The 13,161-nt window shown below is 56.5% G+C and carries 16 protein-coding genes; 10 read left to right on the top strand and 6 right to left on the bottom strand.

Going from position 1 to position 13,161, the window contains the following annotated elements:
- Positions 1–473: 473 nt before the first annotated feature.
- Together VB144_13010 and VB144_13005 are read right to left on the bottom strand one after the other, a co-directional pair.
- Positions 474–863 (bottom strand): hypothetical protein, encoded by a 390-nt coding sequence (locus VB144_13010; protein MEA4884549.1) that lies wholly within the window; start codon positions 861–863, stop codon positions 474–476.
- On the bottom strand, positions 841–1,515 hold the full coding sequence (locus VB144_13005; GenBank protein MEA4884548.1) for a hypothetical protein: 675 nt from the start codon (positions 1,513–1,515) through the stop codon (positions 841–843). The genes VB144_13010 and VB144_13005 overlap by 23 nt, the downstream gene beginning before the upstream one ends.
- A 182-nt stretch (positions 1,516–1,697) precedes the next feature.
- Here VB144_13005 and VB144_13000 point away from each other — a divergent pair, with 182 nt between their 5' ends.
- Complete coding sequence (locus VB144_13000; GenBank protein MEA4884547.1) at positions 1,698–1,940, top strand: hypothetical protein; 243 nt, start codon at positions 1,698–1,700, stop codon at positions 1,938–1,940.
- Positions 1,941–1,944: 4 nt separating this feature from the next.
- On the opposite strand, the gene VB144_12995 is transcribed toward VB144_13000, so the two are convergent.
- The 4 genes from VB144_12995 to VB144_12980 all read right to left on the bottom strand — a co-directional run bounded on the left by VB144_12995 (position 1,945) and on the right by VB144_12980 (position 4,858).
- Positions 1,945–2,121, bottom strand: a complete 177-nt coding sequence (locus tag VB144_12995; protein MEA4884546.1) for a FeoB-associated Cys-rich membrane protein — start codon at positions 2,119–2,121, stop codon at positions 1,945–1,947.
- A 41-nt stretch (positions 2,122–2,162) separates the two neighbouring features.
- Complete coding sequence (gene feoB, locus VB144_12990) at positions 2,163–4,328, bottom strand: ferrous iron transport protein B (protein MEA4884545.1); 2,166 nt, start codon at positions 4,326–4,328, stop codon at positions 2,163–2,165.
- Between the two features lie 84 nt (positions 4,329–4,412).
- Positions 4,413–4,634 (bottom strand): FeoA family protein, encoded by a 222-nt coding sequence (locus tag VB144_12985; GenBank protein MEA4884544.1) that lies wholly within the window; start codon positions 4,632–4,634, stop codon positions 4,413–4,415.
- Positions 4,635–4,648: 14 nt separating this feature from the next.
- Entirely contained in the window at positions 4,649–4,858 is a 210-nt protein-coding gene (locus VB144_12980) for a FeoA family protein (protein MEA4884543.1), read from the bottom strand.
- 218 nt (positions 4,859–5,076) lie between these two features.
- Here VB144_12980 and VB144_12975 point away from each other — a divergent pair, with 218 nt between their 5' ends.
- The 9 genes from VB144_12975 (at position 5,077) to larC (ending at position 12,640) form a co-directional block, all read left to right on the top strand.
- Positions 5,077–5,442, top strand: coding sequence for a metal-dependent transcriptional regulator (locus VB144_12975; protein ID MEA4884542.1), 366 nt, complete (start codon positions 5,077–5,079; stop codon positions 5,440–5,442).
- 698 nt (positions 5,443–6,140) lie between these two features.
- Positions 6,141–6,458, top strand: a complete 318-nt coding sequence (locus VB144_12970; GenBank protein MEA4884541.1) for a helix-turn-helix domain-containing protein — start codon at positions 6,141–6,143, stop codon at positions 6,456–6,458.
- 176 nt (positions 6,459–6,634) lie between these two features.
- Positions 6,635–7,072, top strand: coding sequence for a DUF3842 family protein (locus VB144_12965; protein ID MEA4884540.1), 438 nt, complete (start codon positions 6,635–6,637; stop codon positions 7,070–7,072).
- 193 nt (positions 7,073–7,265) lie between these two features.
- Complete coding sequence (locus tag VB144_12960; protein MEA4884539.1) at positions 7,266–8,291, top strand: energy-coupling factor ABC transporter permease; 1,026 nt, start codon at positions 7,266–7,268, stop codon at positions 8,289–8,291.
- Positions 8,292–8,353: 62 nt separating this feature from the next.
- Positions 8,354–9,166 carry a cobalt ECF transporter T component CbiQ gene (cbiQ, locus tag VB144_12955; GenBank protein MEA4884538.1) on the top strand — a complete coding sequence of 271 codons (813 nt, stop codon included), beginning with the start codon at positions 8,354–8,356 and terminating at the stop codon, positions 9,164–9,166.
- Complete coding sequence (locus tag VB144_12950; protein ID MEA4884537.1) at positions 9,142–9,888, top strand: ABC transporter ATP-binding protein; 747 nt, start codon at positions 9,142–9,144, stop codon at positions 9,886–9,888. The genes cbiQ and VB144_12950 overlap by 25 nt, the downstream gene beginning before the upstream one ends.
- Complete coding sequence (gene larE, locus VB144_12945) at positions 9,889–10,653, top strand: ATP-dependent sacrificial sulfur transferase LarE (protein ID MEA4884536.1); 765 nt, start codon at positions 9,889–9,891, stop codon at positions 10,651–10,653.
- The gene (larB, locus tag VB144_12940; GenBank protein ID MEA4884535.1) at positions 10,650–11,408 is read left to right on the top strand and encodes a nickel pincer cofactor biosynthesis protein LarB; all 759 of its coding nucleotides are present in this window, start codon (positions 10,650–10,652) and stop codon (positions 11,406–11,408) included. The genes larE and larB overlap by 4 nt, the downstream gene beginning before the upstream one ends.
- On the top strand, positions 11,405–12,640 hold the full coding sequence (larC, locus tag VB144_12935; protein ID MEA4884534.1) for a nickel pincer cofactor biosynthesis protein LarC: 1,236 nt from the start codon (positions 11,405–11,407) through the stop codon (positions 12,638–12,640). Before larB ends, larC begins: the two co-directional genes overlap by 4 nt.
- The last annotated feature ends 521 nt before the right edge of the window (positions 12,641–13,161 follow it).

Below are 13,161 nucleotides of genomic sequence, written 5' to 3'. Positions count from 1 at the left end.
ATCAAATGCGAAGAATCGGACATGTATATAGAACCCATATTCAGCACCATTGGGCGTTCAATCGCTTGGTTTTCGAGGTTGCTTGTGAACTGCTCGACCAGTTCCTCAATGGCTCGCCCATTCGCCCGCCGCTCACAGCCGCGAAAACGAATCTGCGGTTCCTGAGGTTCCGGTCTCGCAGGCGGTCAATGCCAACCAAACCGGCATCGTCGCGCGCCGAATGTCAGGGTTCTGGATGGGCTTGAAAACGAAGCTGCCCAATCCCCTCCTCAGCTGGCCATAAGCATTGTGTCCCCACACCCAGAGCGTGCCATCCCGGCCGACGGCATAGCTCACCCCAACCCGGTCTTGGGTATAAGAAAACCGCTTTGGCTTTCACCTTGGCGGCCTAACGCGCTGTATTGGTTGGATGCAGTTTACACCGCGGCTTCGGGTATGTCGTTTCAACCCACGCGCCCGCACGGGGCGCGACCTCAGCTCTGGTTCCGGTACTTCGCCGCCGCCTCGTGCAGATAGTCGGGCAGCAACTCCAGCGGGTACGTGCCGGCTGCGATCTCGTCAAGCCACCACCACCACTGGTCGCGAGTGATGTGCCATCTCTCGCGGTACCTCTCGCGCTCCGCCCATCGAAGATCGACTTCGCACCACTCGGCTATCTCCGGAGCGTGCTCTATCATTGCCACATCGGCGCCGCGCACCAGTTCCTCCTGTTCTGCCGAAAGCTCGGGTAGCTTGTCGTATATCGCGCTTCTGTGGAAAAGGCCCCAGCTGATCAACTCGTCGCTGAGCATCCCAGAGTCCCACTCTGGGTATACCCCGGCCGCATATGCCTCGACTCGCCTACTCAGCGAGATCTCCCTCATGGCTTACCCTCACCTCCAGCCATCCGCCTTCTTCTCGCCCTACCGCGATTCTCTCGAGATACGTCCGCGGATTTTTCGCATCCAGACCATATAGCGTCATGATCTGTCCAAGCTCCGAATCCACTATCGCAATCAGCCAGTCCGTCACGCCGTTACCGCGCTTTCCGAACGCTATCTGGGCCGTGTTCCTGAGCTTATGCCTGAACACCAGGATATCATCCGGATTCGATATGACCGCGCGCGCAAGCTGAACATAGCCTTCAGCACTGACAGCTCTGGCCTCGCCATGCTTCCACGCATGCCGTTCGGCAGACCGTTCGCCCATCGTCGCCCACCGCGCTTGATTGATCTTGTTCGCCTGCTCCGGCGGCGTATAAACGCTCCAAGCCTTCAGCGATTCCTCCTGATCCGAGGTCAGGTTCGCGCTCTCCGGCTCCACCGTCTCGCCTATCTTGATTATACCATCCGACCCCGGCCCGTTGTTGTCATCCATACGCGAGACGGCGGTGCACCGACAGAAGAAATGAAATGGGGGCATTCCGTACATGCTCTCGATGTCCTCGGACCGCACCCCACGTAAATCGGACGGCTTCGGCCACGGCGCGATCCGCTTCACCTCTTCAGGATCCTGCGCGGCCACAAGCTGTTCCATAGTTAGTGTCTTAGGCAGTGGTGTAAATCCAGCGGGAGGATCCTGGGCATATTGATAGGGACAGCCGCCCTGCGGAGCGCCTAGTAAGAAAGAAATGGAGTGATCGATCCTCTCCTCCATCGGAATAGCGGGCATGAGCAGGCTGAATCAAGCAAATGTGCTGGCTATGAGCGGCCGCGCCATTGAAGCGGGCTGAACTCGGCCTGGGGAACTGCTCTCCTGTGGGCTCGAAGGCCTTTGCCCATCTGGATCAAGCCGGTATCATCACACTCAGGTTCCCAGTAGATGATGCAAGCCTGGCTGCGCTCATCGGTCGCCGAGACGGGCAGAACTTCGTTTTCATCAACACGGCGATTCCCCTGGGCAAGCAGTATTTCGCAGCAGCTCATGAGCTGTGCCACGCTTGGTACGATGACGACATGTAGGCGCTCACCGTTCCTTATGGCATATCGAGGCGCTTGGGCACTCCTTGCAGCCACAGCCGCAATTGCACGAAGCGCCACTGCGTTTGTCCTTCACGATCTTCCAGATAACCAGCGCAACTACGCAAACCAGCAGTGCTGCGATGAGTATCGTCGCAAGATTGTACTGCAAGAACATCAGCATAACGATGACCTCCTTCGCAAAGGCATTAGCACAACGATCTGCTACGCCTTAACAGCAGCCGTCGTCAGCCTCTGCGCTTCCTTATATGGCCGGAACAGCTGGAACAGGAGCAGCGCCGCAAGGGCGATGGCAACCGCTGTGGCAACCGTGAAACCCGCGCCTGTGATGAGTAAGCCGAACTGATACACGATCAGCGAGATAACATAGGCGAATACACAGAGGTACCCAATGGCAAACCATGTCCATTTCGCGCTGTTCATCTCGCGCTTGATGGCGCCGATGGCAGCAAAGCAGGGGGCGCAGAGCAGGTTGAACAGCAAAAACGAGAATGCGGAAAGGGTGGTAAAGTGTACCGCGATGGCCGACAGACCCTCAAAAGCGCCCTCCTCGACCATTCCCAGAGCGTCGCCCGCCACACCGAAAAGCACGCCGAACACGCCGACGACCTCCTCTTTGGCAACGAGGCCCATGATGGTCGCAACGGTGGGCTGCCAGGCGCCAAAGCCCAGCGGCGCAAAGATGGGGGCGATAAAGCCGCCGATAACAGCAAGGATGCTTAAGTCCATATCTTCGACCATGCCGAAGCTGCCGTCAACTGCGCCAAAGCTTGAGAGGAACCAGATCACGATGCTGGCAAGCACGATAACGGTACCGGCTCTCTTGATGAAGGACGAGCCCCGCTCCCACATGCTGCGCAGGACATTGCCCGCGGAGGGTGTGTGATAAGCGGGCAACTCCATGACAAAGGGCGCCGGCTGACCCGCAAACATCTTTGTCTTCTTGAGCATGATGCCCGATACGATGACAGCCGCAACGCCGACGAAGTAGGCTATGGGCGCAACCCACCACGCGCCGCCGAACAGTGCGCCCGCGATAAGCGCCACGATGGGCATCTTGGCGCCGCAGGGGATGAAGGAGGTTGTCATGATGGTCATCTTGCGGTCGCGGTCGTTTTCAATGGTGCGCGATGCCATAATGCCAGGCACCGAGCAGCCCGAGCCGATCAGCATGGGGATAAAGCTCTTACCCGAGAGGCCGAATTTGCGGAAGATGCGGTCCATGATGAACGCCACACGCGCCATGTAGCCGATGTCCTCGAGGACGGCGAGCATCAAGAACAGTATGAGCATCTGGGGTACAAAGCCCAGCACCGCACCCACGCCGCCGATGATTCCGTCAGTAATAAGGCCGGTGAGCCAGCCAGCCGTGCCGATTCTGCTCATCCATTCGCCCAAAGGCCCGATAATCCACTCGCCAAACAAGGTGTCGTTAGTAAAGCCTGTCACGATATCACCGATGGTGGTGACCGATATGTAGTACACGACGAACATGACCGCTGCAAAGATGGGCAGAGCCAGAACGCGGTTGGTGACGACCCGGTCGATCTTGTCTGAAGCGGTGAGGTTGCCCTTCCTGTGTCCTTTCTGCACACAGGCATTCATCAGCTTGCCTACATAGGCGTAGCGCTCGTTGGTGATGATGCTCTCTGCGTCGTCGTCCAGTTCCTTTTCGCAGTCCTTGACAACGCTTTCGATCTTTGCCAGCACATCCGCGCCCAACTTCAGCTGCTCCATAACCTTGTCGTCCCGCTCAAAAAGCTTGACGGCAAACCAGCGCAGATGCTTTGGCTCTACCGCGCCGCTGATGATATCCTCGATGTGGGCAATGGCGTGCTCCACCGTGCCGCCGAACACATGGGGATGCTCGCCCTGCGTGCCGGACACGGCAAGCTCCGCGGCACGCTCGGCCGCCGCTCTTGAGCCCTCGCCCTTCAGCGCCGAAGTCTCGATGATCTCGCAGCCCAGCGCCTCAGACAGCTTCTTGATGCTGATTACGTCGCCGCTTTTGCGGACAATGTCCATCATGTTAAGGGCGATCACCATCGGCAGACCGATCTCCAAAAGCTGAGTGGTGAGATACAGGTTGCGCTCGATATTGGAGCCGTCCACGATGTCGAGGATGACATCCGGCTTTTCGTTGATGAGGTAGTTTCTCGATATCACTTCCTCCAAAGTGTAGGGAGAAAGCGAATAGATGCCTGGCAGATCCTCGATAACGACGTCCTTTGTGCCCTTGAGCTTGCCTTCCTTCTTCTCGACTGTGACGCCTGGCCAGTTGCCCACATACTGCGTACTGCCGGTTAGGCCGTTGAACATTGTCGTCTTGCCGCAGTTTGGGTTTCCGGCAAGTGCGATCTTGATTTCCATATTCTTCACTCCTTCATATGAGGTGGAGGTTAGGTTGACCTAACTAACGCGGCTTTTTAGGGCAGCCCCCGGGCTGCCGTCGGATTACTCCACCTCAACCATTTCGCAGTCCGCCTTGCGGAGCGAAAGCTCGTATTCCCGGATATTGACCTCCACGGGGTCGCCCAAAGGCGCCACCTTGCGCACAAACACCGACACGCCCTTGGTGATGCCCATGTCCATGATGCGACGCTTGACCGCACCCTCGCCGTGCAGTTTCACTACCGTTGCGGTCTCTCCGACCTTGACGTCCCTGAGTGTTCTCACTGTTCGTTCCTCCCTTATACCATGATCCGATTGGTCATGCTTTTGTCCAGAGCCACTCGAGTGCCCTTGATGCTCAGAATCATGTTCCCGCCGATCTCGCTCACGACGGTGACGCATTCCCCCACCACAAATCCGAGTTCCGCGAGGCGCTGGCGCACATCGTCCTGTCCGGTAATCTTCTTGATGTAGTTTGTTTCCCCGCTTCTTGCTATTGTCAGAGGCATCATGACAACCCCCTCGTTTCTTGTCGCGGTAAGTCTAGACTAACCCGTGCCCAGAAATTAGCGGTTTGTGGTCCCTAACTGAGTACTAGGTTAGCACTGCCTAACCCTTTTGTCAATGCTCCTTCAGGACTGGTTTAGCATTATTTGAAAATTGAATTTGAAAGGCGAATGTGCTATTCTGCGGTTAGTTGAAAGCAACTTGAGCGGGAGGCGGCTCATTGAGAATACGGGCATCAGCGGAAAACTATCTGGAAACCATTTTGGTCCTAAGCCATCGAAGCGGCTCTGTTCGCTCGATTGATATCGTAAACGAACTTGCTTTTAGCAAGCCCAGCGTCAGCGTTGCCATGAAGAACTTGCGCGAAACCGGATGTATAGAAATGGATAGTGATGGTTACATCACCCTGACCGACAAGGGGCGCTCCATCGCGGAAACCATCTATGAGCGTCACACATTGCTCTCCGATTGGCTTGTGTTTCTGGGCGTTGACAGGAAAACAGCGGTGGAAGACGCCTGCCGTATTGAGCACGTCATCAGCGCAGAGAGCTTTGAAGCGATCAAAAGCCACGTTCCCAGAGAATAGCAGCCATGCAGAGCGCAGGTTTGAGCAACCGGAGCTGCTCTTCTTTTGTTTGTGCGAATGTGCCGCTTTGCCAAAGCCGCTCCTGGGTTTTTGAAGGCTTCGCTTGTGGCATCTTCGCCGAGCATGCCAAGTTGTCTGTTCGCCGTTTCGCGATCGCCTCCTGTGCCCTATGGCCCACCTTTTCGGGTCATCTTGTGTCGTTTGCCCAGGGTCGAGCTTCATGGAGAATCACGTGCTCGGGTACGCAAGTCCTCTCCATGGTCGCCGCAGAGGCCAGCTCAAAGTGGAACCATTCGATTACGCCGACAGCAGCCTGCTCTTCCCGCATTGCCCGTACGAGGACCGCTGCCCGACCATACAGGCCTATTGTCGTACACTCAACCAGCCTCGACAAAATGAGGGAATGTCCATCTGATGCTTCTACGGCGGCCTCACGTTCGCCTTGCAGTATCACCCGGAGGCGCTAGCTGACGCCTTCGGTGGTGACACGTTCAGCGATTCCACGCCTGATCAGGGCGATTGGGAAGAGAACGAGTGGTCCGATGAAGGCGAATGGGGATATGAAAACGACTATGATAGCGAGTCGGACTACGAGTTTCCCACAAACGCCCCGCAAGGCATGTGGCTGAAACCAGCATACGGAAGGTCACCGTTTTTGAAGGCAGCGGCAGCATCCTCAAATCATGGAGTGCTATCATGTGCAAAAGGCACAGCCGGCTATCGAGATCTCAGACAATGCCTTCAAGATAACGCTGCCCAATACGAATTTCCGTCGCGAGGTTTCCGTTGATGATGACGGCCTTTCGGATACTGAGCGCAGAGTCATGGGCTATTTGATAGGACGCGATAGCGCTTCAAGAAGAGAGATAGAAGAGGCTATCGGACTCTCGCAGAGCCGAACCATCCGTGTGCTTAATGCTCTTGCCGACAGACAGCTGATCTCTAAACGTGGCAGGGGCAAAAACACAACATATGAGCAACGCGTCAGTGACGTGTTCACCCAGTGGAAGCCCTGAGATCTCCAAACTCCGTGCTTCTGGATGCAGACGGCACGCTCTTTGACTACGATAGGGCTGAGAAAGTGCCATCGAGACCACGTTCCGCATGTAAACGCGCCATGCCGCACAGCGCTGCAGGGAATCAGCCTGCCAAAGCGAACACGCACAATAATGCAGTAGGTGGGAGCGGTTCTATGGAGGATACAGGAAAGAAACTGCGCATTACGATCATTGATGGACAGGGCGGTGGCATCGGTAAGCAGTTGGTCGCTGGCATCAGGGCGAACTGCGCCGATGCCGTCATTACAGCAGTCGGGACTAACAGCATTGCAACGTCTGCTATGCTGAGAGCTGGCGCCGATAATGCTGCAACGGGCGAAAACGCCGTGATTGTGGGTTGTAGAAGCGCCGATATCATCATCGGCCCCATCGGCATAGTCATCGCCGATTCGCTTTGCGGAGAGATCACACCAGCGATGGCCGTTGCTGTGGGGCAGAGTTGCGCGAGAAGAATCTTGATACCGGTGAATCACTGCGGCAATGTTGTGGTCGGCGTGCCGGACTTGTCAGTCGGCAAGCTGATTCAGTGCGTGATTGAACAGATCAACGAGCAATGGCCGGGCAGAGTGTGAGGAGCAAGGAGCAGCATCTGCTGACGAGCCAGCGCTTGTGTGCTATACTAGCCTAGATGGCGACACCATGAAGGTGCCGATTGCCCGAATTCTGAGTTGAATGATGAGACATGATTGCCATGAAGGCGATTTTCTGTCACTGAAGGGACAGGATGCCTTTATGGCAATTCTGTTTTCTGAGGAGGAATGTTCCATGCACATGGCAGACGCGCTGTTGTCTCCCGCGGTAGGAACGGCAATGTGCGCAGTCAGCATTGGTGCGCTCGCCCATTCAACCGCGCAGATCAAGAAGGATGATCTCTGCGAGAAGAAGATTCCCGTCATGGCTGTCACCGGGGCCTTTATGTTTGCTGCACAGATGATCAACTTCACGATCCCTGCGACAGGGTCAAGCGGGCATATCGGGGGAGGCATTCTGCTGGCTGCGCTGCTTGGCGGCTTCCCGGCGCTTCTTACAATCGCAGCGGTGTTGATCATCCAGTGCTTGTTCTTTGCTGACGGTGGGTTACTGGCCCTAGGCTGCAATATCTTCAACATGGGTGTCATACCATGTCTTATGGTCTACCCGCTCATCTTCAGGCCCATCGTTAGAAAGGGAATGACATCGAGGAACATTACCATCGCGTCGATTGTCTCGGTCGTAGTCAGTTTGCAGCTCGGTGCGTTTTGCGTGGTGCTTGAGACCCTACTGTCTGGGATCAGCGAGCTCCCGTTCTCCACGTTTGCCCTGATGATGCTGCCGATTCACCTGGCAATCGGGTTGGTTGAAGGAATCGTGACCGCAGGTGTCCTTGGTTTTGTTCACAGCATGCGTCCGGAGATATTGGAGAGTGCCGAGAACAGAACCCGTATCGACGCCGGCGTGCCGATGAAGAAGGTTCTTGTGGCGCTGGCTGCCGTCACTCTTGTCGTGGGTGGGCTCCTGTCCATATTCGCTTCCGCCTATCCCGACGGTCTTGAATGGTCGATGGAGAAGGTTGCGGGAACGACCGAACTGGAAGCAAAAGGAGGCATCTTTGATAGCGCAGCGGCGATTCAGGAGAGCACAGCCTTCATGCCCGATTATGACTATGCTTCCGCCGGCGAAGACGGATCTGCAACAGGCGCCACCGTCGCGGGAATCGTGGGGAGTGCCATGACCCTCCTGCTCGCTGGCCTTGCCGGTTTTGTGATCTCAAAATCAAAGGGGAGAAAGGGTAAGACTGAAGCAACGGTCTAGACGAACTCCGAGCATGAGATCCCCGGCATTTTCAGTACGGGGACGACCTGGGGGTCAGTGCTATGGCGAGTATTCAGAGCAAGGTCAGCGAAATCTACTCCTTGGAGCAGCTCTCTGGGAAGCATACGTGTGTCCATGCCTTGCATCCGTCCGTCAAGATAGCATCCACGTTCGTCTTCATTGTCACTGTAGCTTCTTTGGGCAAGTACGATTTTGAAAGACTGGCTCCATATGCGTTCTACCCAGCAATTATGATGGCGCTCGCGGAAATCCCCTATTCCCTCATGCTGAAGCGAGCGATGCTGGCCATGCCGTTTTGCCTGTTCGTCGGGCTTTCCAATGTGGTCCTCGATCGTGCACCTATGCTCATCCTCTACGGTGTTGTGGTGAGCCGCGGTATCGTCTTCCTGTTTACACTGGTGTTCCGCACTCTCCTTTGTGTGGTCGGAGTCCTGATTCTTGTTTCGGTGACGCCTTTCACCGAACTCACTGCGCAGATGCGACGGATGAAGACACCGCAGTTGTTCATGACTCTTCTCGAGATGACTTATCGTTATGTCGGAGCACTGATTGAAGAAGCAACCTCAATGTACACCGCGTACCAGCTACGCGGCAATTCGGACAAGGGACTGCAGATGAAACATATGGGCAGTTTTGTAGGGCAATTGCTTCTGCGAAGCTTTGACAGAGCGGAGCGGGTTTACAGCGCTATGAAATGCCGGGGATATGCACTGAAAGACGGATGCGTAATCAGCGCTCCAATGAAGACGGCGGATTACTGTTTTCTCGCGATTACATGCGGGCTGTCGCTGCTGCTTCGCTTCGTCAACATACCAGGCGGGCTCTCCCGATGGATTGGAACGGTGCTGCTGTGATCGATGTACAGAACCTGTCGGTGGTCTATCCAGACGGCACGAAGGCTATCGACGATATCAGTTTCTCTCTTACGGATGGCGAAACGGCTGCCCTGATAGGTGCAAACGGCGCGGGCAAGACGTCCTTGATCCTATCTCTGGTCGGCGTTATCCCGTCAAAAGGCGATGTCGCCGTTGGTGACGTGCGTCTTTGCAGGGAGACTATCGGCGAAGTCCGCCGGCTAGTGGGTGTGGTGTTTCAGAACCCCGACGACCAGCTGTTCATGCCGACGATCTACGACGATGTAGCTTTCGGACTGCGGAACTACGGTATTGCGGAGACGGAGATCGAACAGCGTGTAGACTGCGGATTGCAGGAGTTGCGCATCGCCCACTTGAAGCAGAGGTCTTCCTTGAAACTGTCCGCGGGAGAGAAAAGGACGGCCGCGATTGCGACTGTTCTCGTGATGGAGCCGACGGTCATGTTGTTTGACGAACCGACTGCCTTTCTTGATCCTAAGGCAAGGAGGAACCTGATCAAGCTGCTTGGAAAGCTCCCGCACACTAAGCTGATTGCGACGCACGACATCCCCTTCGCGGCCCAGGTCTGTGACCGCGCGATTCTGCTGAAGAGCGGAAGGATTTTCGCGGACGGACCCTCTTCCGAACTACTCTACGACGAAAAAACGATGGACGACTGCGGTGTCGAAGCGATCCCATTATCATATCAAGGAGGGCGCTGAATGGAACAGCAGGCCTTCTTTCGCGAGAACCCTCGAGTTGCGCTCGCCTTCTCAGGCGGGGTTGACTCATCCTACCTTCTCCATGCGGGTCTGCACTATGGTGCGGAGATACGGCCATATTACGTCAAGACCGCCTTTCAGCCCCAGTCTGAACTGGATGGCGCTCTGCGCTTTGCAGCGCGGCTCGGCACGACTGTGACCGTAGTCCACCACGATATTCTCTCTGTCCCCAATGTAGCGACGAACCCCGCCGACCGCTGCTACTATTGCAAGTCCGCTCTCTTCGGATTACTGCGAAAGCAGGCAGCGGCCGATGGCTATTCGATGCTGATCGACGGCGCCAATGCCTCCGACGAGGCTGGCGACCGTCCAGGCATGCGGGCCCTGTGCGAACTGTCCGTGCGATCCCCCCTGCGGGAGTGCGGTATCACCAAAAGCGAAGTAAGGCGACTGGCCAAAGAGGCGGGGCTGTCTAACTGGGATAAGCCCGCCTACGCCTGCCTTGCCACTCGCGTTCCTACCGGAGTGCCTATTACAGCAGAACTGCTAGCGCGGGTGGAACGAGCGGAGGATGCTCTGTTCGAGATGGGGTTTACGGACTTTCGAGTGCGTCTGCTGGGAGAGGCCGCCCGGCTTGAGCTGGCGCCGGCGCAGATGCACGCCGCACTGATACTGAGGGAGGCAATTGCGAAGGCGCTGACGCCCGATTTCTCCGCTGTGTTGCTGGATATGGCCGGTCGGCAGTCGAAGGAGAAGCAGAAATGAGCCAGAGTGAGATTCGCCGCATACTTGAACTGGTGCAGGGCGGGGAACTGTCAGTCGCCGATGCTGTGCTGAAGCTGAAGATGCAACCCTTTGAGGATATTGGCTTTGCCAAGCTTGACCATCACCGCGCGTTGCGGCAGGGAGTGGCGGAGGTGATCTATGGCGCAGGCAAGACGCCGGAGCAGATTTCCCAGATTGCATCGGCGATGCTGGCCCAAGAAGAGAGGACTATCCTGATCACCAGGCTATCTCCTGAGGCGGCAGGTGTGCTGGGAACCAGCCATCCCTTGCATTACCACGAGATAGCCCGTATGGGTGTGGTCGGCGAGCTTCCAGTTCCAGATGGAATCGGGAAGATCGTAGTAGCCACCGGAGGCACCAGCGATATGCCAGTGGCGGAGGAAGCGGCCCTTACCGCCGAGGCACTGGGCAATACCGTTGTTCGCATCTACGATGTTGGTGTGGCGGGGCTTCATCGGCTTCTTGCCCACCTGGATGAGATCATGAGCGCCAAGGTGGTCATCGCCATTGCGGGAATGGAAGGCGCCTTGGCCAGTGTCATCGGCGGCCTTGTCGACTGCCCTGTGATTGGGGTGCCGACCAGTGTTGGCTACGGTGCGTCGTTCAACGGGCTTTCGGCCCTTCTCTCCATGCTCAATTCCTGCGCCAGCGGGGTGAGCGTGGTGAACATCGACAATGGATTCGGTGCGGGATACCTGGCCAGCATGATCAACCACATGGAGGGGTCAAAGTGAAAACGATCTACCTGGACTGCAATATGGGGGCCGCCGGGGACATGCTGATGGCTGCCCTTCTGGAACTGCATCCGGACCCGGACGATTTTCTGAGGCGGTTCAACTCGCTAGAAATCCCAGGCGTACGGGCCGTTGCCGAACCATCCGTGAAATGCGGCATCACGGGCGCCCATGTTATGGTGACAGTGAACGGTGAGGAAGAGACGAGTGTTGATGCAGGTCACGACGACGACCTTGACCATGAGCGTGAGCACGAACATGACCACGATCACTGTCACCAACACGAGTATCACCACCATTCTGACATGCATGAGATCGAGCATCTCATCGGGCACTTGCCTCTTTCGGAAAAGGTGCGCGCAGACGCGCTGGCGGTATATTGCCTCATTGCCGAGGCTGAGAGCAGCGTCCATGGCAAACCGGTTGACCAGGTCCATTTCCACGAGGTGGGGAGCATGGATGCCGTGGCGGACATTGTCGGCGTCTGCATGCTAATGGAAGAGTTGGGCGCCGAACGGGTCCTGGCGTCGCCCGTCCATGTTGGTTGTGGTCAGGTCCGCTGCGCTCATGGAGTCCTGCCTGTCCCTGCACCGGCTACTGCGTACATTCTGAAGGGAGTTCCCATCTATGGAGGCCATATTCGCGGGGAACTCTGCACCCCAACCGGCGCTGCGCTGCTGAAGCACTTCGTAGCAGCCTTTGGCGTCATGCCCGTGATGACCGTTTCAGCCATCGGGTATGGCATGGGCAGGAAAGACTTCGAGGCGGCTAACTGCGTGCGAGCTAGTATTGGCGTTACCGAAGGCGGTATGGGAGAGGTGTCCGAGCTGTGCTGCAATCTGGACGACATGACGCCGGAGGCCATCGGCTTTGTTCAGGAACTGCTGTTTCAAAAGGGCGCTCTGGATGTCTACACTATTCCCATCGGCATGAAGAAAAGCCGCCTTGGAGTGCTGCTGACATGCATGTGCCGTCGTGAAATGGCGGAGGAAATGGCTGCTCTGCTGTTCCGACACACCTCTACCCTGGGCGTCCGCGAGATAGTCAGCCGTAGGTACAGCCTGCATCGTGAAACCCACACGGCGCCGACGCCCTATGGGCCTGTCGCAATCAAAACATCAACCGGATGGGGCGTCACCAAGTCCAAAGCGGAGTATGAGGATGTTGCCCGGATCGCAAGAAAACACGGCTTGTCGTTTGCGGAGGTTCAAGCGCTAATAGAAAAGGCCTGAAGGGTTGTGAGAGTTAATGGGAAAGCATCTGAGGGCGTCTCCGAATCACAGTGGAGACGGCTTCGAAATCGCGCTATTACTCTGTAGGCAATACCGTCCGATGCGGTGGCGCCGGCGATTTCTTCTGTGTCGCTATGGACTCGGCTAGTTTGATAAGCTCAGGGCGGGGACGCACTCCTTTCAGGAATAGCCAGAAACTCGAGGACCACGAAGAAGAGATCAGTTCTGTATGTCCATGCGCTGGTCGTGCCATCGACCGCCAACGCGACTGTCTTTCGTATGAACTGATCCTTCTCCATATGCCGACTCTTGAGCGCCAGCAGCTGACGGAAAAACTCAACCTGTGGAATGCCGACTGACCGCTCACGTTCCGCATGTAACATATGGCAAGCAGGCATTTGGGGAATTACCAGCTAAAGGCTTATTTGCTCGCTAGCCGGATCGGCCACACACCAGTTCCGTCAGATTGTCGGTGAGTTGACTTACCAGTTGCTCGATCACTCGCCCGTTCCAGACCTTAT

Source organism: Clostridia bacterium (genome assembly GCA_034926675.1).
Taxonomy (GTDB): domain Bacteria; phylum Bacillota; class DTU025; order DTU025; family DTU025; genus JAYFQW01.
This window is presented reverse-complemented; position numbering and strand designations above follow the sequence as displayed.